Below are 25,912 nucleotides of genomic sequence, written 5' to 3'. Positions count from 1 at the left end.
GCCCGATCACCGCCCCGGCGGTAGTGGAATCGCGACGGGCGGTCGCAGGGTCCGGCGCACCGGGAACGCGGTCGAGCCGTGGAGCAGCGACTCCCCACCGGAGAGCGACAGTTCCACCTTCAGTGCCCCGGCCACGCAGTCCACGGCCTCGATGGCGCCCCGGCGGACCGCGACGGCGGTCTCTCCCATCCGGAAGGTGACACAGAGGTCGAACGTCACCGACCCGAGCGGGTTTCCGTCGACGAGCACGGTGACCTCGGGGTGGTGTTCGGAGGTGACCCGGTACGGCTCGACCAGCGTCACGACGACCTCACGGCCGGGGGCGGCGAGGGTTTCGCGGGCGGCGGTCACCAGCGCACGGTAGCGCCGCAGCCCCGCGAGGAGGAGGGGGTCGGGATCCTGGTCCAGGAACCTCAGTGCGGTCGCCAGGATCCGGCTGTCGAGCAGGTGGAACGCCGACCGCGGGACCGCGCGCGTCCGCGGCATCCGGGTGCACGCCATCCCCGGCTCACGGACGTGGGGTCGCATGCGGTCGGTGAGGACGGAGTCCGATTCCCCCCGGAACACCGCGGTGCGCAACGTCGTTCGACGTTCCTGGTCAGTCCGGGTCATCTCGGTCCGGGTCATCGCGATCCTCCTCGATTGCCTGGGATCCGGAATCGCCCCGCAGGTCGAACCGGATCGAATGGTCGTCCCGGTCGCCGTCCGGCGGTTGCACCGCCACCGACGAGGGGCCGGGGTCGGGGCGGGTGACGACGTGCTCGTCCACCCACCGCCCCGGCTTCCGCGACCGCGTGGCTGCGACACCGCCGGCGGTGGCCAGGGACACCAGGCCGGCGACCGCGACCGCGGCGAACGGCAGTGAGCCGCCCGCGTCCTCCGGCTCGGTGACGACCTCGGTGGTGGGATCGGCGCTCGCGATGGTCCGCGCGATGGTCGTCGTCGTGCTCCCGGCCGGGGTGGTCACCGGGCCGGTCGTGGTCGTGGTCGTGGTGGTCGTGGTTGGGGGCGTTGCGCGACCCACGATGAAGTCGGTCGAGACGGTCGGCCCACCGCGGCACACGAGTGCGGCGACGCGTGTGCCCGGTCCGGCGTCGGCCGGGACCGTCTCGCGGTGGCCGCGCTCCGCGACCTCACCGCTCACCTGGCCCAGACTGGTGCCGTCGAATTCGACCGACCAGCGCCCGTCGCACTCGGGAAGGTTCGTTCCCCGATACGTGATCTCGGAACCGGGCTTCCCTGCCGTGGGCGTCACGGTCAGCGCCGGAGGTTCGGTGGGTGTCGTGCGGTCGACGGTGAACGATGCCTGTCCGCCGCAGGTGGTGGACAGCGTGTGGCTGCCCGGTTCGATGTTGTCCGGGACCGTGAAGGTCGCGGTGGCGGAGGTGATCTCCGCTGTCGCCGTCTGCCGCCGGGTCAGTGGGATCATCCCGCCGCCGGGGGAGTCCACGTACAGGGCCTGCGTGGCCGAACCGATCGTCCCGTCGAAGCAGGCGATGGTTGCGGTGACGGAGTCGCCCGCGCTCGCGTGGTCGGGGGACAGGGCCAGTGTCGGAGCCTGGTGCCCACAACACGACCCGTTGCTGTTCGCCTTTGCGGCGCTCGGCCCGGTCGGGTCGGTCGTGACGCCGACCGCGGCCGGCGTGGTGCCGGTGGGCGCCGGGACGGCGCCCGGTGCGAGCAGCGTCATAGACACCACGGGAACCGCGAGGACGAAGGAGATCGCCGCGACCCGACGGGAGGGCGCCCTCCGCGATCCGCCCTGGCGGTGCGTGCAGTGGAGAGTGCAGACGTGGTGGCCCATGGCCGGTCCTGTGTCGTCGAACGGGAGGTACATCGACGACTGTGCCAGTTCCGGGCGCGCCCGTCGCGCGTAGCCGACTACTCGGTTCGGCCGGGCCGGCACGCGCGGACCTGTGGGTGCGGCGCCACGAATACGGGTGGTGCGCTACGCGTGCCCGGCCGCCGCGACCGGCGCAGGCTCGGGTCATGGGAAACGACCTGGCGGTGTGGGTGGACCGGGTGCTGTGCGTGTTGGCGGCGTCGGAGGGGGACGCCGCCGAGGTCGACGAGTCGCGTCTGCTCGCGCTCGTCGGCGCCCGGTACGGGTACCTCTTCGGCACCGCGGACCGCACCTATGTCGGCGGGGAGCCCCGGTGGTTCGACGAGACGCGGCGAGCGCTCGCCGACCTCGAATCGCGGGGTCTCGTCCACACCGCCCAGTGGATCGACCTGACCGACGAGGGTCGCGACCGAGCGGCCGAGGCGTGCCGCCGCGCCGACGAGGCCACACCGCCGGAGCCCTCGCTGGAGCCGCCACCGCCACCGACGACCCCGCCACCGGACGGGCTGGTCAGTCCCGCACTGCGATCCACCGTTGCGCCCACATCGGAGGGCGTCGACCCCGAGGCTCCGATCCCGATCATGGTCGAGCTGAACCTGCGGTACCGGACCGGACCCGACAAGGCCTACGAGCGGCTGCTGACACTGTGGCGGCTCGTCGGCGGTGCGGAGGAACCGGTTCGGGTCACCGGGCAGTACGTGTCGGGGGAGCTGACGAGCCGCCAGATCTGCGGGCTCGAGGCCGCGGACGGCGCCGAGATCGAGTGGGCGGACCGGTCGATCGCCCGGCTGTGGCCGGACTTCGAGGTACACCCGTACATCGATGCGACCGCGTCGACGATCAAGGCGGACGCCGCGCAGCGGTCGTTCAACTGCCGCGGCGACGGGATCGTCTGGGCCGTCGTCGATTCCGGTATCGACGCGACCCACGCGCACTTCCAGGGCTACCACACCCTCGACGACGATTCGGTGGCGACGCTGCACCGCGACTTCACCGGGACCGGCGACCCGGCGGTGGACGGTGCACTCGTCGACGAGATGGGGCACGGCACGCACGTCGCCGGGATCATCGCCGGCGGACTCGAACTCTGGGACGACGCGAAGCGTCAGGTCGTGCTCGCCGAGCAGCGGTACAACATCGTCGACCCGGACCACCCGATCCTCAAACCGCGTGTGGTGCCGGACCCGAACCGACTCGCCGGGATGGCGCCGCGGACCCGGCTGGTGAGCCTGAAGGTCCTCGGCGGCGCCGGGGGTCCGAGCACCCGCGTCGGCCGGGTCCTGCAGGCCCTCGCGTACGTGCGCGCGGTCAACGCGGTCAGCGATCCGGTGTTGCGGATCCACGGCGTGAATCTCAGCCTCGGGTACGAGTACGACGCCGAGTGGGAGGCGTGCGGGCGCAGTCCGATGTGCATGGAGGTCGACAAACTGGTGCGGTCCGGCGTCGTGGTCGTGGTGGCCGCGGGCAACTCCGGGTATGTCACGGTGAACCCGACTTTCGCGAGTCCACGCCGGTTCAGCATGGGGATGACGATCAACGACCCGGGAAACGCCCAGCGCGCCATCACCGTCGGGTCCACGCATCGCGACTGCCCGCACACGTACGGTGTCTCGTACTTCTCGTCACGCGGGCCGACAGGCGACGGCAGACGCAAGCCGGACCTGGTCGCGCCGGGAGACGGCATCATGTCGGCCGCGGCCGGCGCGATGCGCGCGCCGGTGGTGCTGACCCCGGATCAGGAGGGTGCGGCCGTGTACGTGACGTCCCGTGGCACCTCGATGGCCGCGCCGCACGTGTCGGGCGCCGCGGCGGCGTTCCTGTCGGTTCGGCACGAGTTCATCGGCAGCCCGGAGGAGGTCAAGCGGGTGCTCGTCGAGTCCGCGACACCGCTCGGCCGCGACCCCAACTGCGAGGGCGGAGGGCTGGTGGACCTGATGCGGGCAATGCAGGCCGTGTGAGCGTACTCGAGCGAGAAGGAGAACTGGCGATGCCGGAATCAATTGGTGGGAACCCGTTCTGGGAGCTGTCCTTCGACCGGGACGGTGACGTGGACGGGGTGGCCGCGCAGACACTGACGGCCGAGGCGGGGGAGGCGGGAATCACCGATCTGGTGGTCTTCTCCCACGGCTGGAACAACGACCGGGCGGTGGCACGCCGGTTGTACGACAACTGGCTCGGCCTGCTCGCGCCGCAACTCGGCGACGACCGTCGCGTCGGATTCGTCGGCGTGCTGTGGCCGTCCGAACTGTGGAGCGACGGTCCGATCCCGGACTTCGAGCCGGCACCGGCGACCGACGCAGGCGGCCCGTCGGGGTGGGACGACGGCGGCGCGTCTCTGGACACGCGGGCCACCGTGCCTGCCGGCGATCCGGCGCTGGATGCGGCGCAGCTCGCCGTGCTCGGATCGCTGTTCCCCGCCGGTCGGTCGGAGTTGCAACGGATCGCCGAACTCCTCGCGACCCCACCGGATCCCGGCGCCGTCGGCGAGATGCTCGCACTGCTGCGCTCGTTCGCCCTGGCGACGTCGAGCGGGTTCGACGACGGGGAGAGCGGCGCCGACGCGGGCGCACTGCCCGGGATGCTCGGCGCCGACGCGGACCCGGCCACGGTGTTCGAGGACTTCGTCACCGCGCTGTCCGAGTGCGGCGTCGAGGTGGACGCGGAGGGCGTCGGCGGAGCCGCCGGACTCGGCGATGCGCTGCGCGGCGTGTGGAACGGGGCGAAGGAGGCGCTGCGCCAGCTGACGTACTGGCAGATGAAGAATCGTGCCGGGGTGGTCGGGCTGCGTGGGCTCGGGCCGCTGGTCGGTGACGTACACGACCGGCTGCCCGGGGTGCGCGTGCACCTGGTCGGGCACAGCTTCGGCTGCCGTGTGGTGTCCTTCGCGCTGGCGGGGCTGCCCGACACCGCGGACCCGTCGCCGGTGAAGTCGGTGACGCTGCTGCAGCCGGCGTTCTCGGCGTTCGCGTTCGCGGACCGGCTGCCGTTCGACCCGGCCCGCGGCGGCGCACTCGCCGGGTCCACGGCCCGTGTGGACGGGCCCCTCACGGTGTGTTTCTCGAGCCACGACGACGCGCTCGGTGTGCTGTATCCGATCGCCTCGGCGGTCTCCGGTTGCGACGCGGCCGCGGCCGAGGACCGTCGGACCCGGTGGAGCGCTCTCGGTGCGGTCGGCGCGTACGGCGCGCCGACGGAGGTGCTGGGTGGTGTCGGAGCCGACTATCCGTTCGCGGCCGGTGGGCTGCTCAACGTCGACGCATCCGCTGTCGTGGCGCACGGCCGCCCCCCGGCCGGCGCGCACAGCGACATCGTCCATCCCGAACTCACCTGGGTTCTCGTGCGGGCCGGGCGCCTCGGGGCGGCACTGCCCGCGTAACCGCCGTCACCACGCACGGGGCCCACGCACCCCGGTCGGCGCCACTAGGCTGGCGGGCATGACAGCGCCAGCGTCGGCAGTCTCGAGCGTCTACATCGCCTCCCCGGAAGGAGACACCGGCAAGTCGACGATCGCGCTGGGCGTGCTGCAGATGCTGTGCGGGTCGACCGCCCGGGTCGGGGTCTTCCGGCCGATCGCGCGCTCGACCGACGAGCCCGACTACATCCTCGAACTGCTGCTCGAGCACACCACCGTCGACCTGACCTACGAGCAGGCGGTCGGCGTCACCTACGAGCAGGTGCACGCCGACCCCGAGCTCGCGCTCGGCGAGATCGTCGCGCGCTATCACGCCGTCGCCGAACAGTGCGATGCGGTGGTGATCGTCGGCAGCGACTACACCGATGTCGCCAGCCCGAGCGAGCTCGGGTTCAACGCCCGGGTCGCGGTGAATCTCGACGCACCGGTGCTGCTCGCGTTGCGCGGCGCCGGCCGCAGCCCCGCCGAGATCCTCCAGCTCGCCCGGATCAGCGCCGCCGAACTGCGCTCGCAGCACGCGCACCTGGTCGGGGTCGTGGTCAACCGCTGCGCCCCCGAGGACCTGGACGCGGTCGCGGTGGCGCTGGTGCCGATGCAGGTGCCGGTGTGGAGTCTGCCGGAGGTTCCGCTGCTGGTGGCCCCGACGATGGCCGAGCTGCTCACGGCGCTGGGCGGCGACCTCTACAGCGGTGACCCGGGGCTGCTGCAGCGGGAGGCGTTGCGGGTGATGGTCGGCGGGATGACCGCCGAGCACATCCTCGAGCGACTGACCGACGGCGTCGTGGTGATCGCGCCCGCCGACCGCTCCGACGTGCTGCTGTCGGTCGTCAATGCCCATGAGGCGGAGGGATTCCCGTCGCTGGCGGGGATCATCATGAACGGGGGCCTGCGCCCGCACCCGTCGATCGCGAAACTCATCACCGGCCTGCGGCCGAGCCTGCCGATCCTGACCACCGACCTCGGCACCTTCGACACCGCGTCCACCGCGTCGCGCACCCGCGGCCGGGTCGCGGTCGGGTCGCAGCGCAAGGTCGACTCCGCGCTCACGTTGATGGAACAGCGGGTCGACGCCTCCGATCTGCTGGAGTGGCTGCGGGTCGAGCGGCCGGAGGTGGTCACCCCGCAGATGTTCGAATACCAGCTGGTCGAACGCGCCCGCGCCGATCGCAGGCACATCGTGCTGCCCGAGGGCGGAGACGACCGCATCCTGCGCGCGGCGGGACGGCTGCTGCAGCGCCGGGTCGCGGACCTGACGATTCTCGGCGACGAGTCGGCGGTGCGGCGCCGGGGCGCGGAGCTGGGCGTGGACCTGGACGGCGCGGCGGTGCTGACACCGCAGTACTGCGAGTACACCGAGAGGTTCGCCGAGGAGTACGCCCGGCTGCGGGCCCACAAGGGGATGACCGCCGCCCGCGCCCGGGAGGTGATGACGGACGTCTCCTATTTCGGAACGATGATGGTGCACACCGGAATCGCCGACGGAATGGTCTCCGGTGCCGTCCACACCACCGCGCACACGATCCGGCCGGCGTTCGAGATCATCCGCACCCAGCCCGGGGTGTCGACGGTGTCGAGCATCTTTCTGATGTGCCTGGCCGACCGGGTGCTCGCGTACGGCGACTGTGCGGTCGTACCCGACCCGACCGCGGAGCAGCTCGCCGACATCGCGATCTCCTCCGCCGGCACCGCCGCCGCCTTCGGCATCGACCCGCGGATCGCGATGCTGTCGTACTCGACCGGTGAATCCGGGGCCGGCGTCGACGTCGACAAGGTGCGGACGGCGACCGCGCTGGTGCGTGAGCGGCGTCCGGACCTGCTGGTCGAGGGGCCGATCCAGTACGACGCCGCGATCGAGCCGAGCGTCGCCACCGCGAAACTCCCGGACTCCCAGGTCGCGGGGCGGGCGACGGTGTTCGTGTTCCCGGACCTGAACACCGGCAACAACACCTACAAGGCGGTGCAGCGCAGCGCCGGTGCGGTGGCGGTCGGACCGGTCCTGCAGGGCCTGAACAAACCGGTCAACGACCTGTCCCGGGGCGCGCTGGTCCAGGACATCGTCAACACCGTCGCGATCACCGCGATCCAGGCGCAGGCGACCGCGAAGGGGGACCGGTCGTGAAAGATTCGGTGCTCGTGGTCAATTCGGGGTCGTCGTCGATCAAGTACCAGCTCGTCGACCCGGCGGCCGGGGTGGCCATCGCGTCGGGCCTGGTGGAGCGGATCGGCGAACCGGACGGCCGGATCACCCAGCGCCACGGTGATCGGGAGGGTGAGCACCGCGGGGCGATCGCCGACCACGCAGAGGGGCTGCGGCTGGCGTTCGCGATGTTCACCGAGGCCGGCCTGGACCTGCACCGAGCCGGCATCGCGGCGGTCGGGCACCGGGTGGTGCACGGTGGTGAGGTGTTCTACCGGCCCACCGTGATCACCGACGAGGTGCTCGCCGAGATCGCCCGGCTGTCCTCGCTTGCGCCGCTGCACAATCCGGCGAACGTGATCGGCATCGTGGGCGCGATGCGGGAGCTGCCGAACGTTCCGCACGTCGCCGTGTTCGACACCGCGTTCTTCCACACGCTGCCCGCCCCGGCCCGCACCTACGCGATCGACGCCGAGGTGGCCCGCGCCCACGGCGTGCGCCGCTACGGGTTCCACGGCACCTCACACGAGTACGTCTCCGGTCAGGTGGCGCAGTTCCTCGGTCGTGACCCCGGCGAGCTCAACCAGATCGTGCTGCACCTGGGCAACGGTGCCTCCGCGTCGGCGATCGCCGGCGGCGTCGCGGTGGACACGTCGATGGGACTGACCCCGCTCGAGGGTCTGGTGATGGGCACGCGCAGCGGCGACATCGACCCGGGCATCGTGATGCACCTGCGGCGCAGCGCCGACCTGGACATAGACGCGCTCGACGAGCTGCTGAACCGTCGTTCCGGGCTCAAGGGCCTCTCCGGCGTCAACGACTTCCGCGAGCTGCGGCGCCTGATCGACTCCGGCGACGAGTCGGCCACCCTGGCGTACGACGTGTACATCCACCGGCTGCGCAAGTACATCGGCGCGTACCTGGTGACGCTGGGCCGCGTCGACACGATCACCTTCACCGCCGGGGTGGGGGAGAACGCCGCCGATGTGCGCGCCGACGCCCTCGCCGGTCTCGAGGGGCTCGGCATCGAGGTGGACCCGGCGCGCAACGGGGCGAAAGAGCATGTCGCGCGAGTGATCTCGACCGACGCATCGCGGGTGACGGTGTTGGTGGTGCCGACCGACGAGGAGCTCGCGATCGCCCGGGCGTCCGCGGCGCTGGTGGGGGTGTAGCGGGCGAACCGCGGCCGGCTCCCGACGTCGGCCCGGCGGCCGGTGCCGGTCGGGGGGTCGTGCCGGGCGGGCGGGGCCGGTATCGTGAATGTGAGCCACACCACCATCGCTCAGTGCAGGAGGAGGCGGTCGATGATCGCCACCAAGAGCTCCTTCGTCTCCGAACGTGCCCCGTGCGGCGGCATGTACGGCGGGGAACGTCACGTCGAAGACGATTCCGAAGGCCTCCAATTCGACGACATGACCTACGAGTGCGGCTGCCGCCGCATCCGCCACGTGTTCCACGACGGAAGCATCCGCGTCCGCATCGTCCGCCACGACGGCAAGGTCCTCGTGGACGAGCACAGCGGCGACCACGAGGCCTGACCGGACCTCCGATGACCGTCTCACACGACATCGTGGTGCTCGGCGGGGGCGGGGCCGGATTGCGGGCCGCCATCGCGGTCGCCGAGGCCGACCCCGGCCTGAACGTGGCGATCGTGTCCAAGGTGTACCCGATGCGCAGCCACACGGTCTCCGCCGAGGGCGGCGCCGCCGCGGTCGCGGGTGCCGACGACAGCCTCGACGAACACGCCTACGACACCGTCTCCGGCGGCGACTGGCTCTGCGACCAGGACGCGGTCGAGGCGTTCGTCGCGGAGGCGCCGCGCGAACTGCTGCGGCTCGAGCACTGGGGGTGTCCGTGGAGCCGGAAGCCCGACGGGCACATCGCGGTTCGGGCGTTCGGCGGGATGCGGAAGCTGCGCACCTGGTTCGCGGCCGACAAGACCGGATTCCACCTGCTGCACACGCTGTTCCAGACGACGCTGTCGTATCGCGACGTGGTCCGCTACGACGAGTGGTTCGCGACGACGCTGCTCGTCGACGAGGGACGCGTGCGGGGCCTGGTGGCGGTCGAGCTGGCCACCGGCCGGGTCGAGACGATCCTCGCCGGCGCCGTGATCGTGTGCACCGGCGGATGCGGGCGGGTCTTCCCGTTCACGACCAACGCGAACATCAAGACCGGCGACGGGATGGCGTTGGCGTATCGCGCGGGTGCCCCGCTCAAGGACATGGAGTTCGTCCAGTACCACCCGACCGGGCTGCCGTTCACCGGCATCCTGATCACCGAGGCGACGCGTGCCGAGGGCGGCTGGCTGCTCAACAAGGACGGCTACCGCTACCTGCAGGACTACGACCTGGGGACGCCGACCCCCGAGCCCAGGCTGCGCAGCATGGAACTGGGGCCCCGGGACCGGCTGTCGCAGGCCTTCGTGCACGAGATGGAGAAGGGCCGGACCATCGACTCGCCGTACGGGCCGGTCGTGCACCTCGACCTGCGCCACCTCGGCGCCGAGGTGATCGACACCAAGCTGCCGTTCGTACGCGAATTGTGCCGCGACTACGAGCACATCGACCCGGTCACCGATCTGGTGCCGGTGCGCCCGGTCGTGCACTACATGATGGGCGGCGTCCACACCGACATCCACGGGGCCACACCGATGCCGGGGCTGTACGCGGCCGGCGAGGTCGCGTGCGTCAGCATCAACGGTGCGAACCGCCTCGGCTCGAACTCGCTGCCGGAGCTGCTGGTGTTTGGCGCGCGCGCAGGCCGGGCGGCCGCCGAGTTCGTCGCCGCGAACCCACCCGGCCCGGACGACGCGGCGCTGGCACAGGGGCGGGACGAGGAGCGGCGGATCGAGCGGATGCTGGCCCGGGCCGCCGACGGCGGGGAGCGGATCGCGGACGTCCGCGTCGACATGCAGCACACCCTCGAGGAGGCCGCCGGGATATACCGGGACGGGCGCACACTCGGCGCCGCGGTGGAGAAGATGCACGAGCTGCGGGAGCGGTTCGCGCGCGCCTCGATCGACGACCACAGCCGCACGTTCAACACCGAGCTGACCGCCCAGCTGGAGCTGTCGGCGATGCTGGACGTGGCCGAGACGATCGTGACCTCCGCGCTGCGCCGGGAGGAGTCGCGGGGCGCGCACCAGCGGACCGACTTCCCGGCGCGGGACGACCGGCGGTATCTGGCGCACTCGCTGATCCGGAGGGAGCCCGACGGCCGGGGTCGTGTCGAACTCCTGCCGGTGACGATCACCCGGTGGCCGCCGGGAGAACGGGTCTACGGGAGGTGATTCGCCGATGGAGCGGATGACGATGCAGGTGTCCCGGTACCGCCCCGGGCGGGACAACGAGCCGGTGCTCCAGTCCTACGAGGTGCCCCTGCGCCGCGAGTGGGCGATTCTCGACGGACTCAACCACATCAAGGACCATGTCGACGGCACGGTGTCCTACCGGTGGTCGTGCCGGATGGGGATCTGCGGCAGTTGCGGAATGACCGTCGACGGCGAGCCGAAACTCGCGTGCGCCACCTTCCTGGCGGACTACGCGCCCGGACCCGTGCGCGTCGAGCCGCTGCGCAACTTCCCGGTGATCCGCGATCTCGTCGTCGACATCGGTGACTTCATGCGCAAACTGCCGGAGGTCAAGCCCTGGATCATCCGGGACGAGGAGGACGGTGACGGCGAAAATCTGCAGACGCCCGAGGAATTGGACGACTACAAGAAGTTCAGTATGTGCATCAACTGCATGCTCTGCTACTCGGCGTGCCCGGTCTACGCGCTCGACCCGGCGTTCGTCGGCCCGGCCGCGATCGCGCTCGCGCAACGCTACAACCTGGACTCGCGCGACGACGGTTCCGCGGATCGGCGCGACGTCCTGAACTCGCCCGACGGGATCTGGGCGTGCACGTACGTCGGTGAATGCTCGACCGCCTGCCCCAAGGGCGTCGACCCGGCCGGGGCGATCCAGCGTTACAAGCTGACCGCGGCCGGCCGCAGCCTCGCGGCGCTCCTGCTGCCGAGGGGATCGCGGTGAGCGCGCCCGCCCTGTACCGGCAACCGGTGCCCCGGCTGTGGTGGCTGCGGCGGCGGTCCTACCTGCTGTTCGCGCTGCGCGAGGTCAGCTGCGTGTTCGTCGCGTGGTTCGTGGTGTTCCTGCTGATGCTGGTCGCGGCGGTGAGCGGGGGAGCGGACCGGTACCAGCGATTCCTGGACTTCGCGGCGAATCCGTGGACGGTGGCGCTGAATCTGATCGCGCTCGCGTTCGTGCTGCTGCACACGGTGACCTGGTTCGCGCTCGCGCCGCGGGCGATGGTGGTTCGGGTTGGCGGACATCGTGTTTCGCCTCGTGCGGTGCTGGGCGTCCACTATGCGGTGTGGGTCCTGGTGACCGTCGGCATCGGTTGGCTGGTGCTGCGATGACGCACGGTCGGCCGGCGACGCGGCGCACACCGGAACCGATCCTGTGGCTCCTGTTCAGTGCCGGTGGAATGGCGACCGCGATGGTGGTCCCGGTGCTGCTGGCGATCTTCGGTGTCGCCGTGCCGCTCGGCTGGCTGGGCGCCCCGAACCGCGACGACCTGCTCGGGCTCGTCCGCAACCCGCTCACCCGGCTGGTGCTCTTCGGCGTGTGCCTGCTCGGTCTGTTCCACTGGGCGCACCGCTTCCGCTTCGTGCTCCGTCACGGTCTGGGCCTGCGCCGCGGGGGCACGGTGACCGCGGTGTGCTGCTACGGCCTCGCGGCCGCAGGTTCCGTCCTCGCCGCGGCCCTGCTGCTGCGGGTCTGACTCGGCACGGCGGCCTCACCACCAGGTGCGGGGACGCACCCGGTTCGCCAGGTCGACGAGCGCATACCGGTGCCGGGCATCGGAGGTGTTGCGTGCCAGCGACCGCAGCGCGGACTCGGTGCCCGTGCGCAGGCCGCGTTCGGTGAACTCGGCACCGAGGATCTGCCCGTCGTCGGCGACGTGACCGGACAGCAGCCAGTCGAGTGCGGTGCCGAGCACCACGGCTCGCATCTGCGGCGCCCGGCCCTCGTCGGCCGACAGGGACTCGACCCGGTGCGCCGCGTCCCGCAAGGCCGTCTCGTCGAGGTCCGCGATCCGCGGCCCGGACAACCGGGTCAGTGCCGCGGTCATGCGCGCGGTCGCGAACAGCCGTGACGTCGCCGGGATCTGGTCCAGCGCGGCCACCGCCGCGGCGATGTCGCCCCGGTCGGCGAGCTGGCGGGACAGGCCGAAGGCCGCGCTCACCACAGCGCGGTCGGTGCGCCACACGGTGCGGTAATAGCGCTCGGCCAGCGCCCGCCACCGTTCGGGATCGTCCGGGTTCCGGTGCTGCAGGACCAGTTCCGCGGTCGCGGCCAGCGCGAGCTTCGGGGCGATCTCACCGGGCAGCGCGGCCAGCGTGGAGTCGAACTCGGTCATCGCGGACTCGTATTCGCCGGCCAGCAACGCCACCATGCCGCGATACCAGTCGACCCGCCAGTCCCCGCCGCGGGCGGAGGCGATCGTGTCGAGGACCCGGCCTGCGGACGTCCCGTCACCGAGGTCGAGGAGGGCCTTCGCCTCCGCCAGCGCGATCTCCGCGGTGAATCCGGGGCCGCCGTCCACGGTGTGTTCGAGGCCGTTCGCGCGGGCCCGGCGGATCGCGTCGAGCGTCTGCGCGGGCTCGGCCTGAGTCGTCGCCGCGATCAGCGCCGCACTCGGGTCGGACGGATCGAACAGCGGAACCGCCAGTGCCGCAACGACGTCCCGTCCCTCGATCGCGACGTCGCGCGCACGACCGTCGAGGTAGACGTCCGTGCCGTGCACCGCCGATTCGGCGCCGAACACGGTCCGGCCCGGGCTGAACATCTCCGACAGCCCGGGTCGTTCCTCGCCGGTCTGCTGGGCCAGGACCTCGCGAAGCACACCGGTGAGCTGTGCGGCCGCGGCGGCGGCGCTCGGGAACCGACGGTCGGGGTCGGGGTCGGTGGCGCGCACCAGGAATCGATACAGCGACTCGTGCTCGGCCAGCAGCGGTGCGTCGTCGGGGCTCGGGATGCCGTCGCGGTAGCGGCCCTTCTCCGACGGCAGGTTGAGACACAGCACGGCCAGGGTGCGGCCCACGGTGTAGATGTCGGTGGCGACCGTCGGTCCGGTCCGGATGATCTCGGGTGCCTGATACCCAGGGGTGCCGTACAGGTAGCCGAAGTCCTCCAGTCCGGCGACCGCGCCGAGGTCGATCAGCTTCACCTGATCGTCGGTGACCATGATGTTCTCCGGCTTGAGGTCGTTGTACGCCAAGCCGATCGAGTGCAGGTGGTCCAGTGCGGGCAGCACCTCGAGCACATAGGCGATCGCCTGCTCGACCGGCAACCGCTGCGGCCGTTGACAGCTGCGCAGGACCTCGCGCAGCGACCGGCCGCCGACGTACTCCATCACGATGTACCCGATGCCGTTCGGCCTCGGGTGCTCGACGAAGTTGAAGATCTTCACGATGCTCGGGTGCTCCACCTCGGCGAGGAACTGCCGCTCCGCCAACGCGACGGCCTGCGCCTCCGCGTCCCCGGAGTGCAACAGGCCCTTGAGCACCACCCACCGGTCGGAGACGTTGCGGTCCACCGCCAGGTGGATCCAGCCGAGACCCCCGTGGGCAATGCAGCCCTGCACCTCGTACTGCCCGGCCACCAACTCGCCGATGGCGAGTTTCGGCGCGAAGTCGAACGCCGTGCCGCAGTTCGTGCAGCTGCCCGCGGTGTCGTCCGGCCCGCCGCGGCCCACCGCCGCGCCGCACTTCCAGCAGAACCGTTTGCTCTCGGCGACAACGGGTTCCGCCAACACCGCGGTCACTGGGTCGGGGATGCGGACGGCCGGCACCTCCACCAGTCCGGCACCGATCCGGCGACGCACACTGGTCCGCGAGCGCCCCGACCGGGACCGGCGGCCGCTGCCCCGGGTCGGCACGGATCCCGCGGCCGTGGCGCGCGTGGCCGGGGAGGGCGCCCCGGCCTGCGTCGGTGGCGAGGCCTGTGTCGGCGGCGAGGCCTGTGTGGGCCGGACGGCCTGGGTGTGTTCGGCCGCCGGAGGAGGGTCGACGTCGTCGGTCATCGGTCAGTCCTCGTAGCGGGGGGTCGGCGGCGGCGGTGGCGGGCCCAGGACGTTGAGCCAGCGCTCGTGGATCCGCTGCCACGTCCCGTCCGTGCGGATTCGTTCGAGGGTGCCGTTCACGTGCCGCACCAGATCGGTGTCGGCCTTGTTCACGCCGACCCCGTACGGCTCGTAACTGAAGCCGGGACCGACGATCTCGAGATTCGGATCCTGCACGGCCAGGCCCGCGAGGATCGAGTCGTCGGTGGTGACCGCGTCGACCTGACGTTGTTGCAGCACCACCAGACAGTCGGCCCAGTTCTGCACCGTCACCACCGTCGCGGCCGGCTGCACCTGCTGGATGTGCTGCAGGTTCGTCGTGTCCACCACCGTGCACACCCGCCGGCCGTCGAGGTCGGCCGCGCTCTCGACCCCCGACCCCCGCATCGCGAGCACCCGCTGCCGTGCCTCGAAGTACACCGTCGAGAACGCGATCTGCGCGCGCCGCTCACACGTGACGGTCATCGTCTCCACCACGATGTCCACGGTCCCCGCCTGCAACGCCGGGACGCGGTCCTTCGCCGCGACGACCCGGAAGTCGACACGCTGCGGGTCGCCGAAGAGGTCGCGGGCCACCTCGCGGGCGATGTCGACGTCGAAACCTTCGATGGTGCCGGTCGCCGGGTCCAGGAAACTGAACAGGTTGCTCGACGTGTCGAGGCCGACGACCAGCCGGCCGCGCTCGCGGATGCGGTCCAGGGCCGGGGACGCAGGCGTCTCGCCGGGCGGGAACGGTCGCAGGCTCGCGGTCGGATCCCCGCAGTCCGGGGCGGCGGCCGTGGAGGCCGGCGGCGGGGCCACCGCCGCGCCCGACGGGATCGGCTGCTGGGTGTACGGCGGGTGGGCCGGCGGCTCGGCCGTCTCGACCGCAGCGCACCCACAGCTCAGGACCGCGACCACGGCCGCCGCCGTGGTCAGCGCGCCGCGGTGACACCGGCACCCCCGCGGGGAGGGTCTCGTCGGTCGACCGCACCTGTTCACTGGTACTCCCGCAATCGCGGCCACACACCGGCCGCGATGCCCGCGACCGCCACTGCCGCCAACACCAGTGTGCCCGCTGAGAGCCCGGTCAGCGTCGTCACCGCCCGCTCGATGCCGCCACGCAGCTCGGTCCGCGTCTCCTCGATCGCGGTCGACAGACTCGAATCGGCCTGGGCGTACTCGGCGGCCGCGCCGTCGTTCCCCGGCCCGATCGCGACCTCGGTGGCGCCCGTCCAGTCGCCGCGCGAGAGCATCGTCATCAGCCGGACGTGCGCCGTCGACCATCCGTCGAGCGCGTGCCGAGCGGACGCGATCTGGTCCGCGACGGCGTGCCCGCCGTCCTCGGCCAGCGCGCCGAGCGCCTCGCCGAGGTCGTCGACGTGATGGCGGAACTGGGCGTCGAAACTCCCGGTGAAGTCCCGGCGCACCAGGCCCAGTGTCTCGTCGGAACGGGCCTGCTGCGCGAGGATGCGGCCCGCGGTCAGGTCAGACAGCGGCCGGGCGCCCTCGTCGAGGGCCCGCGAGGTGGCCGCCGCCGAGACGACCCCGGCGGTCACCAGCCAGCCCAGCGAGGCCGCGACCGCCAACGACGCGACGATCAGCCCGGCGTTGAGCCGGCGCCGGGTCCCGCGGGCGAGCAGCACTTGGGCGACCACCAGCGACACCAGCGTGACCACCAGCAGCACGATCGCCGGCCACGGCGGCGTCGCGAACTCGGCCTGGGTGCGTACCACCCTCGCCGCCTGCACCGAATGCAGCCGCTCGGCCAGCGGCAGCAGCGTCGACTGCATCAGGTTCGACGCCTCGCTCAGGTACGCCGACCCCACCGGGTGCTCGTCCCGGTTGTTCGTGCGGGCCGTCTCGACCAGGCCGGTGTACACCGGCACACCCACCGACAACTGGGTCAGCAGGTCGTGGGAGACGGCGTCGGACTGTTCGATCCCGGCCGAGGCGTCCACGAGGTCCGCCGACGCCTCGCTGATCGCGGTCGTGTACCGGTCCCGGACCGCCGTCGGCTCGACGCCGCCGGAGATGAACGCCGTCGCGGCGGCGGCGTCGGCGACCGACAGTGCGCTGTAGAGGTCCTGCGCGGCGTACGCCAGCGGCTCGACCTCGCTGTGCAGGGCGTCGAGGGTCTGCTGCCGGTCTGCGACCTGGACCGCGGCGACGGTCCCGGAGACGATCGCGACGACGACCAACCCGACCCCGAGCACGGTCAGGCGGGCCGGGGTCGTGCGCACGAACTCGCGGATTCGCGCCGACACCCGGTCTGGGTCGGAGTCCGGCTCGACGGCGCGCGGCTGCGTCGAGGGGACCACCCGAATCACCACCCGCGTATCCCTCCGGATCTGGCTCGATCGCCGGACAAAGGGCAGCATATAAGCAGTAACCGCGCTTCGGGTTCCACGACTGGCTATGTTCGTCGGGCACATGTTTCGTCTCACGCCCGGCTCGTCGGTCGGGCGCGGGGTGATCGTCGAGCACGGGACAGGTGGAGCGAAGTCGATGCACGGTGACGGGGACGGCTGGTCGAACAGCGACGACGGCAGCCGCTATTGGGGGCGGTTCGGCGCCGCCGGGTTGCTGTTGCGCGCCCCGGCCCCCGGTGGCGGGTCGGCGGTCCTGCTGCAGCACCGCGCCGCGTGGAGTCACCAGGGCGGCACCTGGGCGCTGCCCGGCGGTGCGCGGGACTCGCACGAGACCACCACTCACGCCGCGGTCCGGGAGGCCGAGGAGGAGGCCGGGATCGCGGCCGAGCACCTGCGGGTGCGGGCCGAGCGGGTCACCGCCCGTGCCGGCAGCGGTGGCTGGACCTACACCACCGTGATCGCGGACGCCGCACACGCACTCGAGACCGTGCCGAACCGGGAGAGCACCGAACTGCGCTGGGTGCCGGAGGACCAGGTGACGGACCTGCCACTGCATCCCGGATTCGCGGCCAGCTGGCCCGGCCTGCGCGCCGTCCCGATCCGGCTGCTCCTCGACACCGCCAATGTCCTCGGGTCCCGCCCCGACGGGTGGTGGCGCGACCGCGCCGGCGCCACCGGCCGGCTGCTCGCCGACCTCGCCGGGACGATGCCGCGCACGATCGAACTTCCCGGCGGCGGCTTCGGCTGGCTGCCCCGGGTCGAGGCGGTGCTCGAAGGCCAGGCCGCAGCGGTCGCCGGGATGGACACCCGGGTCCCGGTCCACGTCGCGGCAGGCAGCGGAGACGACGCCCTGGCCACTCTCGCCGCGCGTCCCGGAACGGTGACCGCGCTCGCGGGCGAGCCGGGCGAGGTCACCGCCGTCGTGACCGCGGACCGGGGACTGCGGGACCGGCTGCCCGCTTCCGTGCTGCGGCTGTCGCCGTCCACCGTCCTGTCCTGGCTCGACTGAACCCGGCCCGGGCGGCCGGCCGTCTCGGGAACCGTTGGGTCAGTGCGTGGCGGCGGCCGCGTTGCGGGCGAGGGTGTCGGCGAGGGCCCGGGCCGCGGCCTGCGGGTCACGGGCCTCGGTGATCGCGCGGACCACGACGATCCGGTTCGCGCCGGCGTCGAGCACCTCGGGGAGCCGCTGCTCGTCGATGCCGCCGATCGCGAACCACGGCATCGACGGCTCGGACTCGGCGGTCGAGCGGACGAGGTCCAGCCCGGACGCGGTACGGCCCGGCTTGGTGGGGGTCGCCCACACCGGTCCGGTGCAGAAGTAGTCGACGTCGTCCTCGATCGCCGCCAGCTGCGCCTGTGCGCGGCTGTGGGTGGACCGCCCGATCACCACGTCCGGTCCGACGATCTGGCGGGCGTAGTGCACCGGCAGGTCGCCCTGCCCGAGGTGCAGCACGTCGGCGCCGGCGGCCAGCGCCATGTCGGCGCGGTCGTTGACGGCCAGCAGCGCGCCGTGCCTGCGGCACACGGCGGCCAGTTCCGCGAGCAACGCCAACTCCTCGCGGGCCTCGAGCTTCCCGAACTCCCGCTCCCCGGCCGAGCCCTTGTCGCGGAGCTGGATGATGTCGACACCGCCGGAGAGGGCGGCGTCGGCGAACTTCGCGAGGTCGCCGCGATCGCGGCGGGCGTCGGTGCACAGGTACAGACGTGCGGCGGCGAGACGTTCACGCGGGGACGGCCGATGACCGGCATGCGAGGTTGGCACACGTCCACGGTAGTCTCTGTGGGAACGAATGTGACACGGGAGTCCCGGCGGACGCGGGGCTGAGAGGGGGCCGCGCGAGCCCCGACCGTCAGACCTGATCCGGATCATGCCGGCGCAGGGAGTGAGGTGGAGTGATGAGCAGAACCGTCGCGGTGGTCGGCGGCGGCGTGATCGGGCTGTCGATCGCCTGGCGCGCGTCCCGAGCCGGGTGGGCCGTCACGCTGTACGACCCCGACGTCGGGTCGGGGGCGTCGTGGGTGGCCGGCGGGATGCTGGCTCCGCTGTCCGAGGGCTGGCCCGGCGAGGACGAACTGCTCGCCGTCGGGGCCGCCTCGCTGGACCGGTGGCCCGACTTCGGGGCGGAGCTCGAGCGCACCACGGGGGAGGTGCTGTTCACCTCGCAGAGCTCGATGACCGTCGCGCTGGACGCGGCGGACGCCGCCGACCTGCGCACGGTCGCGGAGTGGCTGGACGGGCGCGGATACCACCTCGACCTGCTCGATCGTGCGCAGATCCGGGCCGCGGAACCGTCGCTGGCGCCGACGATCCGGCTGGCGCTGCTGGCCGCCGCCGAGTTCGCCGTCGACAACCGCGCCCTGGTGCGGGCCCTGCGGGCCGCGTGCACCGCGGCCGGTGTCACGTTCGTGGCGCAGGCCGTCACCGACCCGGAGTCGCTCCCCGCCGACCAGGTGGTCCTGGCCGCAGGCACCGCCGCGGCGCGGCTGTGGCCCGGTCTCCCGGTGCGGCCGGTCAAGGGGGAGGTGCTGCGCCTGCACCACCGTCCCGGGGTCGCGCCCGCGCCGAGCCAGACGATCCGGGCGAGCGTCCACGGCCGGCCCGTCTACCTGGTGCCCCGCGGCGACGGTCTCGTCGTCGGCGCCACCCAGCACGAGTCCGGGGACGACACCGCGGTGACGGTCGCCGGGGTCCGGGACCTGATCGCCGACGCGCAAACCCTGATGCCGAGCATCGGCGAGTACGAGCTGCACGAGACGGCGGCCGGTCTGCGGCCGATGAGCCCGGACAACCTGCCGATCCTCGGCCGGGTCACCGACCGGGTGGTCCTGGCCGCCGGGCACGGACGCAACGGGATCCTGCTGACCCCGCTGTCCGCGGACGCGGTGGTCGCGGAACTGTCGGGGACGCCGCTGCCGGCGGCGCAGACCTGCCGGCCCGAACGCTTCGGCACACTGGTGTCGACACACGAGTGAGGAGTTCGATGACTGACCAGGTGAACATCGGGATCACCGTCAACGGCGAGGACCATCAGTTGTCCGAGCCGCTGACGGTGGCGCAGCTTCTCGCCCACCTCGGGCTGCCGGAGAAGGGCATCGCCGTCGCGGTCGACGGGGTGGTGTTCCCGCGGACCCAGTGGGATCGGCCCGTCGAAAAGGGTTGGGAGATTGAGATTCTCACGGCGGTGCAGGGTGGCTGACAAGCTGACGATCGCCGACCGGACGTTCGGGTCCCGGCTGATCATGGGCACAGGCGGCGCCGCGAACCTGGCCGTGCTGGAGGAGGCCCTCGTCGCGTCGGGCACCGAGCTGACCACGGTCGCGATGCGCCGCGTCGACGCGGTCGGCGGTACCGGGGTGCTGGACCTGTTGCGCCGGTTGGACATCGCGCCTCTGCCGAACACCGCGGGCTGCCGTGGGGCGGCGGAGGCGGTGCTGACGGCGCGGCTGGCGCGGGAGGCGCTCGAGACCGACTGGGTCAAGCTCGAGGTCATCGCCGACGACCGCACGCTGCTGCCCGATGCCATCGAACTGGTCAGTGCCGCAGAACAACTCGTCGACGACGGGTTCATCGTCCTGCCGTACACGACGGACGACCCGGTACTGGCGAAGCGGCTCGAGGACGTCGGCTGTGCGGCGGTCATGCCGCTCGGTGCGCCGATCGGGACCGGTCTGGGCATCTGCAACCCGCACAACATCGAGATGATCGTCGAGGCGGCCGGTGTGCCGGTGATCCTCGACGCGGGCATCGGCACCGCCAGTGATGCGGCGCTGGCGATGGAACTCGGCTGCGACGCGGTGCTGCTGGCTACCGCGGTCACCCGCGCGAAGCACCCGGCGCTGATGGCGTCGGCGATGGCCGCGGCCGTGACCGCCGGTCACCAGGCGCGACTGGCGGGCCGGATCCCGAAGCGGTTCTGGGCGCAGGCGTCGTCGCCGGACCTGTGAACCGGCTCGAGTGCCCTGACTCGGCGGCCGCGTGGCGGTAGTCTCGACTACGTGAACGAGCAGTACGACGGTCACGCGGGCGCCGACGGGCAGGACCCGACCGGGCGGTTCTCGATGGCCGCACCGGAGACGGTCGACGTCACCCCGGAGATCGACGAGATCGGTGAGCTGCTGCGCAAGTCCGGTCGCGCCAAGCCCGAGGAGGGTCCGGACGCGCCGTGGCGGCACGGATACCCGTACGACAAAAAGATGACCCGCCGGCAGTACGAGCACCGCAAACGGGCGCTGCAGATCGAGATGCTGAAGCTGCAGGCATGGGTCAAGGAGAACGACGAGAAGATCGTCATCATCTTCGAGGGCCGCGACGCGGCGGGCAAGGGTGGCGCGATCAAGCGGTTCACCGAACACCTCAACCCGCGTGGCGCGCGCGTGATGGCGCTCGAGAAGCCCACCGAACGCGAGCGCACCCAGTGGTACTTCCAGCGGTACGTCGCGCACCTGCCCGCGGGCGGGGAGATCGTGATGATGGACCGGTCCTGGTACAACCGGGCCGGCGTCGAACGGGTGATGGGGTACTGCACCCCCACCGAGTACCTCGAATTCACAAGGTCGGCACCGGAATTCGAGCGGATGCTGGTGCAGTCCGGCATCCACCTGATCAAGTTCTGGTTCTCGGTCGGGCGGGAGGAGCAGCACGCGCGGTTCGTCGCCCGCAGCACCGACCCGGTCAAGCAGTGGAAGCTGTCGCCGACCGACCTGGCCAGCCTCGACAAGTGGGACGCCTACACCGAGGCCAAGGAGAACATGCTGTTCTACACCGACACCCCGCACGCGCCGTGGACGATCGTCAAGTCCAACGACAAGAAGCGGGCCCGGCTCGAGGCGATGCGCTGGGTGTTGTCGAAGTTCGACTACACCGGCAAGGACGTCCGGGTCGTCGGAGCGCCGGATCCGTTGCTGATCGGCCCTCCCCAGACGGTGTACGACGAGGGGGAGAACCCGGCCAACCGATTCCCCACCCTGCCGGAGGTCGGCAGTGGCAACGGGCAGGTGCATCGCTGACACCCGGATGCGCGCCGGACGGTCGCGGGCCGCGGTCGCCTCGTGAGTGGGCACGTGGATCGGGTTGTGCAGCAACGATGTCGACGTCCGGTGTGTCCAGCGGTGATCGTGGACGGCGCCACTCGCGTGGCGGGCTCGGCGCGGCCGTGCCCGCCGGGGTGCGGGGCGGATCTCGGGGTGAACCCGGGGTGAAGTCATCCCCGGGGATGACACGACTCGCGACCCGGGGTGGATGTGATCGGCGGCGATTTCCGGGATGCTGGCAGTCATGATTGAAGTAAGGGGTTTGACGAAGACGTTCGGGGACGTCAGAGCGGTCGACGATCTGACCTTCTCGGTCCGTCCCGGCATCGTCACCGGCTTCCTCGGACCGAACGGTGCGGGCAAGTCCACGACGATGCGGATGATCCTCGGGCTGGACCGGCCGACCGCCGGTGTCGCGTTGATCGACGGCAAGCCGTACCACGAGCTGCGCGAGCCGCTGCGCACGGTCGGTGCCCTGCTGGACGCGAAGTGGGTGCACCCCAACCGTTCCGCGAAGGCGCACCTGCAGTGGATGGCGGCCTCCAACGGCATTCCGGGTTCCCGGGTGGACGAGGTGCTGCGTCTCGTCGGGCTCACCGACGTCGCCGGCAAGAAGGCGGGCGGCTTCTCGCTCGGCATGGCGCAGCGGCTCGGCTTGGCCGGTGCGCTGCTCGGCGATCCGAAGGTGCTGCTGTTCGACGAACCCGTCAACGGCCTCGACCCCGAGGGCATCGTCTGGATCCGCAAGTTCATGCAGCGACTGGCCGCCGAAGGACGCACCGTCCTGGTGTCGAGCCACCTGCTCTCCGAAATGGCCTTGACCGCAGAGCATCTCGTCGTGATCGGTCGCGGCCGGCTCGTATCCGATTCTCCGGTTCAGGAATTCGTCGACCGGTCGTCGGAGGCGTCGGTGCGGGTGCGCAGCCCGCAGCTCGAGGTTCTGCGGGGGGCGCTCGCCGCGCAGGGCCTGGCCGTCGAGACCGACGGCGTCGGTGCGGACGGCGCCGCGGCGCTGATCGTGCGCGGCACCACCACGGACGCGGTCGGGCAGATCGCCGGTGGCCAGGGCATCGTGCTGCACGAGCTGGCGGCGCAGCGCGGTTCCCTCGAGGACGCATTCATGAAGATGACCGGTGACGACGTGCAATACCACGCGGACGTGATGGGAGGCGCGCTCTGATGGGCGTCGTGGCAGCAGAACGAATCAAACTCACCTCGACGAAGTCGCCGTGGTGGTGCACGGCCGTGATCATCGCACTCGGTCTCGGGCTGGCCGCCGTGATCGGCCTGACCTCGAAGGTCAGCCTGGACACGTACAACGATCAGCGGGCGTCCGGCGAGGACACCATCGAGCCGTTCCTGCCGTCCCTGACCGACGCCGTCAGCGGCGTGACCGGGTTCGGCGTGCTGGTGCTGATGATCATGGCGGCGCTGGCGGTGACCAGCGAGTACCGCTTCGGCATCATCCGCACGACCTTCCAGGCGATCCCGCATCGCGACACCGTACTGATCACCAAGGCCGCCCTGATCGGCGTCTTCGGTGCGGCGCTCACGTTCGTGCTGACGTTCGGGGCCTACGCGATCGCGAAGGCGACGGCCGGCACCGAGGCGGGCGTGAAGCTGACGCTCTCCGGCGGAGAGGCGTGGCGGACGGTCTACGGCGTGCCGATCTACGCGCTGCTGTGCGTGGCCCTCGCGGTCGCGGTCGGCTCGCTGGTGCGCCAGTCGGCGGGCGCGATCACGCTCCTGCTGCTCTGGCCGCTGCTGATCGAGTCGCTGTTCGGGCTGTTCGGTCGGGTGGGCCGGGAGATCCAGCCGTTCCTGCCGTTCGCGAACGCCAACCACTTCCTCGGCGCCGATCAGGGCATCGACTGGCACTGGGGACCGTGGGGCAGCCTCGTGTACTTCACGGTGTTCGTCGGGATCGTGTTCGGTGGCGCCCTGTTCGTGATCAACCGCCGCGACGCCTGACGGCCGCCCGGCTGACGGTGGTGGTGCGGTTGCGGAGGCCCCGACCTGCGCAACCGCACCACTACTTTGCTGTGACACGTCGTTACACTCGGGTGATGAGCGAGGAGGAGGACGGCCCCGGCCGCGTCGAGGCGGCGCTGGCGTGGGTCAGGTCCGTCGACACCGCCCCCGCCGTCGTCGACGCGGTCCGCCGGGTGCGGCGGGCGCTGCCCGGCGACCCCGGGTTCGGGGATCCGCTCTCCACCGCCGGACCGGGCGGTCCACGGGCGGTCGCCCGCGTCGCCGACCGCCTCCTCGACGACACCCCCGGCGCCACCCGCGAGGTCGGCCTCGGGGCATTGCAGCTGTGGCAGGCGCTGCTCGAACGCACCGGTCGCGGCCGCGGCACCCGGGAGATGACGGTCGTGTTCACCGACCTGGTCGGCTACTCGGACTTCGCGCTCGCCGCCGGCGACGAGACCACCGTCGAGATGCTGCGCGAGGTGGCCCGCGCGATCGAACCGCCCGTGATCGACCACGGCGGACACGTCGTCAAACGGATGGGCGACGGGATGATGGCCGTCTTCGCCCGACCCGACCGGGCACTCGAGGCCACGTTCGCCGCGCGGGACGCGCTCGCGACGGTCGAATACGGCGGCTTCCGGCCGCGGATGCGGGTCGGCGTGCACACCGGCGTCCCGCGCCGGGTCGGCGCCGACTGGCTCGGTGTCGACGTCAACGTCGCCGCCCGGGTCATGCAGGCCGGGGCCGACGGCAAGGTGATGGCGTCGTCGACCACGATGGACGCTCTGGGCTCGGACCGGCTCGGCGAGCTCGGGCTGCGGGCCCGCCCACACCGGCGGGGGCTGTTCGCGTCGGCACCGCGGGGAGTGCCCGCGGACCTGCAGATGTACACGATCCATCGGGGTTGACCCGGCGGGCCGCTCTCAGCGTGCGGGTTGACCGAGCACCTCGCGACCCGCTGGGGTCTTCCGGTCGGGGTGTCCCTCCGGCGACCGGGGTTCGCCGGTTCGGACGGTCCGCAGCTGACCGAGCCGGCTCGTGATCCGCGCGATCTCGACGGGGAGCCGGGCGTCCGCGGTCGCCAGGCCGTCGAGGGGAGTCCCGGCCAGGAACACCGTGTGGATGTCGTGGTCGTACAGAACGTCGACGAGGTTGGCGAAGCGTTGTGCCGGTTCGCGTCCGGCCGCGTGCAGGTCCGGAACGCCGTCGACCACCCAGCGGTGATACCGGGATGCCAGGGCGAGATAGTCGGCCGGGGCCGTGGTGTGTCCGCACAGGTCGGCGAAGTCGAACCACAGGCATCCCGGTTCCGCGCGCAGCGCTCGGACGGGATGCCCGGCGGGTGCCAGTTCCACCTGTTCGGAGGGCGGGGGAACGGTCAGGCCGAGCCGGCCGAGTTGGTCGTGGGTCCCGGGCGTCACCCATGCGCCCGCGGCGAAGCCGGTGGCGTGGTCGGAGGTCGTGCGGTAGTCGGTCGGTCCGTCGACCGTGACGACGGTCAGTGCGCGTTCGATCAGGTCGATCGTCGGAGCGAAGCCCTGATGGAACAGCGGATTGGGCATCAGATCACCGGGCGGGTGGTTCGAGGTCAGGATCAGCCGGACGTCGCGGTCGAGCAGCGCCGGCAGCAGGCGTCCGATGAACACGCCGTCCGCGGGGTCGTGAACGTGGAACTCGTCGAAACACACCACCGACACGTCGCCGAGGAGGTCGTCGATCGCCGCGTCGAGATCGCCCGTCTGCCGCCGAATCGCTGTGTGCAGGTCACGGAAGAACTCGTGGAAGTGGAGGCGGACCTTGCGATCGGTCGGCAGTGCCGCGAAGTAGGTTGCCATCAGCCAACTCTTGCCCCGTCCGACCGGGCCCCAGAGATAGATCCCGCGCCCGGGGTCGGTGGTCAGTCGATCGATCGCCCGGACCTGAGCGGGGTCGAGGACGAATCCCTGTTCGTGCGCGGCAGCGGCGAAAGCGCTCGCCGGAACCTGCAAGGACGGGGCGGGACGGGCGGCTCGTCGGTGCCATCTCATGATCCCGAC

General features: G+C 71.6%; 24 protein-coding genes and 1 riboswitch. Of the genes, 17 read left to right on the top strand and 7 right to left on the bottom strand.

Annotated features, from left to right (window positions below; all coding sequences use genetic code 11):
• Nucleotides 1–6: 6 nt before the first annotated feature.
• Both ABD951_RS22810 and ABD951_RS22805 read right to left on the bottom strand, forming a co-directional pair.
• Entirely contained in the window at nucleotides 7–627 is a 621-nt protein-coding gene (locus tag ABD951_RS22810) for a hypothetical protein (protein WP_345350641.1), read from the bottom strand.
• Nucleotides 599–1,690: a hypothetical protein gene (locus ABD951_RS22805; protein WP_345350638.1), complete on the bottom strand. Its 1,092-nt coding sequence runs from the start codon at nucleotides 1,688–1,690 to the stop codon at nucleotides 599–601. Before ABD951_RS22805 ends, ABD951_RS22810 begins: the two co-directional genes overlap by 29 nt.
• 299 nt (nucleotides 1,691–1,989) lie before the next feature.
• On the opposite strand from ABD951_RS22805, the gene ABD951_RS22800 reads away from it, so the two are divergent.
• From ABD951_RS22800 to frdD, 9 genes are all read left to right on the top strand, one after another.
• Nucleotides 1,990–3,801 carry a S8 family serine peptidase gene (locus ABD951_RS22800; protein ID WP_345350635.1) on the top strand — a complete coding sequence of 604 codons (1,812 nt, stop codon included), beginning with the start codon at nucleotides 1,990–1,992 and terminating at the stop codon, nucleotides 3,799–3,801.
• Between the two features lie 29 nt (nucleotides 3,802–3,830).
• On the top strand, nucleotides 3,831–5,219 hold the full coding sequence (locus tag ABD951_RS22795; protein ID WP_345350632.1) for a serine-threonine protein kinase: 1,389 nt from the start codon (nucleotides 3,831–3,833) through the stop codon (nucleotides 5,217–5,219).
• Between the two features lie 58 nt (nucleotides 5,220–5,277).
• Entirely contained in the window at nucleotides 5,278–7,374 is a 2,097-nt protein-coding gene (gene pta, locus ABD951_RS22790) for a phosphate acetyltransferase (RefSeq protein ID WP_345350629.1), read from the top strand.
• Nucleotides 7,371–8,564 (top strand): acetate kinase, encoded by a 1,194-nt coding sequence (locus ABD951_RS22785; RefSeq protein ID WP_345350627.1) that lies wholly within the window; start codon nucleotides 7,371–7,373, stop codon nucleotides 8,562–8,564. The genes pta and ABD951_RS22785 overlap by 4 nt, the downstream gene beginning before the upstream one ends.
• 132 nt (nucleotides 8,565–8,696) lie before the next feature.
• Entirely contained in the window at nucleotides 8,697–8,930 is a 234-nt protein-coding gene (locus ABD951_RS22780; protein ID WP_345350625.1) for a hypothetical protein, read from the top strand.
• An 11-nt stretch (nucleotides 8,931–8,941) separates the two neighbouring features.
• Complete coding sequence (gene frdA, locus ABD951_RS22775; RefSeq protein ID WP_345350622.1) at nucleotides 8,942–10,684, top strand: fumarate reductase (quinol) flavoprotein subunit; 1,743 nt, start codon at nucleotides 8,942–8,944, stop codon at nucleotides 10,682–10,684.
• Between the two features lie 7 nt (nucleotides 10,685–10,691).
• Nucleotides 10,692–11,426, top strand: coding sequence for a succinate dehydrogenase/fumarate reductase iron-sulfur subunit (locus ABD951_RS22770; protein WP_345350619.1), 735 nt, complete (start codon nucleotides 10,692–10,694; stop codon nucleotides 11,424–11,426).
• On the top strand, nucleotides 11,423–11,812 hold the full coding sequence (locus tag ABD951_RS22765; protein ID WP_345350616.1) for a fumarate reductase subunit C: 390 nt from the start codon (nucleotides 11,423–11,425) through the stop codon (nucleotides 11,810–11,812). The genes ABD951_RS22770 and ABD951_RS22765 overlap by 4 nt, the downstream gene beginning before the upstream one ends.
• On the top strand, nucleotides 11,809–12,177 hold the full coding sequence (frdD, locus tag ABD951_RS22760; RefSeq protein ID WP_345350613.1) for a fumarate reductase subunit FrdD: 369 nt from the start codon (nucleotides 11,809–11,811) through the stop codon (nucleotides 12,175–12,177). Before ABD951_RS22765 ends, frdD begins: the two co-directional genes overlap by 4 nt.
• A gap of 15 nt (nucleotides 12,178–12,192) precedes the next feature.
• Here frdD and ABD951_RS22755 read toward each other — a convergent pair whose 3' ends face one another.
• From ABD951_RS22755 to ABD951_RS22745, 3 genes are all read right to left on the bottom strand, one after another.
• Entirely contained in the window at nucleotides 12,193–14,481 is a 2,289-nt protein-coding gene (locus ABD951_RS22755) for a serine/threonine-protein kinase (protein ID WP_345350610.1), read from the bottom strand.
• Between the two features lie 3 nt (nucleotides 14,482–14,484).
• Nucleotides 14,485–15,420, bottom strand: coding sequence for a glutamate ABC transporter substrate-binding protein (locus tag ABD951_RS22750; protein WP_425569918.1), 936 nt, complete (start codon nucleotides 15,418–15,420; stop codon nucleotides 14,485–14,487).
• 77 nt (nucleotides 15,421–15,497) lie between these two features.
• Nucleotides 15,498–16,832, bottom strand: a complete 1,335-nt coding sequence (locus tag ABD951_RS22745; RefSeq protein WP_345350607.1) for a hypothetical protein — start codon at nucleotides 16,830–16,832, stop codon at nucleotides 15,498–15,500.
• A 175-nt stretch (nucleotides 16,833–17,007) separates the two neighbouring features.
• On the opposite strand from ABD951_RS22745, the gene ABD951_RS22740 reads away from it, so the two are divergent.
• Nucleotides 17,008–17,880, top strand: a complete 873-nt coding sequence (locus tag ABD951_RS22740; RefSeq protein ID WP_345350732.1) for an NUDIX hydrolase — start codon at nucleotides 17,008–17,010, stop codon at nucleotides 17,878–17,880.
• Nucleotides 17,881–17,919: 39 nt separating this feature from the next.
• Here the strand turns inward: ABD951_RS22740 and thiE are convergent, their stop codons facing one another.
• Complete coding sequence (gene thiE / locus ABD951_RS22735) at nucleotides 17,920–18,633, bottom strand: thiamine phosphate synthase (RefSeq protein WP_345350604.1); 714 nt, start codon at nucleotides 18,631–18,633, stop codon at nucleotides 17,920–17,922.
• Between the two features lie 25 nt (nucleotides 18,634–18,658).
• Nucleotides 18,659–18,771, top strand: a riboswitch (TPP riboswitch).
• On the opposite strand from thiE, the gene thiO reads away from it, so the two are divergent.
• From thiO to ABD951_RS22700, 7 genes are all read left to right on the top strand, one after another.
• Nucleotides 18,768–19,844, top strand: a complete 1,077-nt coding sequence (gene thiO, locus ABD951_RS22730) for a glycine oxidase ThiO (RefSeq protein WP_345350601.1) — start codon at nucleotides 18,768–18,770, stop codon at nucleotides 19,842–19,844. Its footprint overlaps the riboswitch before it by 4 nt.
• Before the next feature lie 8 nt (nucleotides 19,845–19,852).
• Entirely contained in the window at nucleotides 19,853–20,068 is a 216-nt protein-coding gene (thiS, locus tag ABD951_RS22725; RefSeq protein ID WP_345350598.1) for a sulfur carrier protein ThiS, read from the top strand.
• Nucleotides 20,061–20,816 (top strand): thiazole synthase, encoded by a 756-nt coding sequence (gene thiG, locus ABD951_RS22720; RefSeq protein WP_345350595.1) that lies wholly within the window; start codon nucleotides 20,061–20,063, stop codon nucleotides 20,814–20,816. Before thiS ends, thiG begins: the two co-directional genes overlap by 8 nt.
• A 114-nt stretch (nucleotides 20,817–20,930) precedes the next feature.
• Entirely contained in the window at nucleotides 20,931–21,878 is a 948-nt protein-coding gene (gene ppk2 / locus ABD951_RS22715; protein ID WP_345350729.1) for a polyphosphate kinase 2, read from the top strand.
• Nucleotides 21,879–22,146: 268 nt separating this feature from the next.
• A complete protein-coding gene (locus ABD951_RS22710; RefSeq protein ID WP_345350592.1) occupies nucleotides 22,147–23,082 on the top strand; it encodes an ABC transporter ATP-binding protein in 936 nt (311 codons plus the stop codon).
• The gene (locus ABD951_RS22705; RefSeq protein ID WP_345350589.1) at nucleotides 23,082–23,873 is read left to right on the top strand and encodes an ABC transporter permease; all 792 of its coding nucleotides are present in this window, start codon (nucleotides 23,082–23,084) and stop codon (nucleotides 23,871–23,873) included. The genes ABD951_RS22710 and ABD951_RS22705 overlap by 1 nt, the downstream gene beginning before the upstream one ends.
• A 95-nt stretch (nucleotides 23,874–23,968) precedes the next feature.
• Nucleotides 23,969–24,784: an adenylate/guanylate cyclase domain-containing protein gene (locus tag ABD951_RS22700; RefSeq protein WP_345350586.1), complete on the top strand. Its 816-nt coding sequence runs from the start codon at nucleotides 23,969–23,971 to the stop codon at nucleotides 24,782–24,784.
• A 15-nt stretch (nucleotides 24,785–24,799) separates the two neighbouring features.
• On the opposite strand, the gene zapE is transcribed toward ABD951_RS22700, so the two are convergent.
• Nucleotides 24,800–25,903, bottom strand: coding sequence for a cell division protein ZapE (zapE, locus tag ABD951_RS22695; RefSeq protein ID WP_345350583.1), 1,104 nt, complete (start codon nucleotides 25,901–25,903; stop codon nucleotides 24,800–24,802).
• Nucleotides 25,904–25,912: the final 9 nt, after the last annotated feature.

Origin of the sequence: Rhodococcus olei, from assembly GCF_039540555.1 — a bacterium.
GTDB lineage: Bacteria > Actinomycetota > Actinomycetes > Mycobacteriales > Mycobacteriaceae > Rhodococcus_G > Rhodococcus_G olei.
The sequence above is the reverse complement of the archived record's forward strand: the minus strand, read 5'-3'. Positions and strand labels throughout refer to the sequence as shown.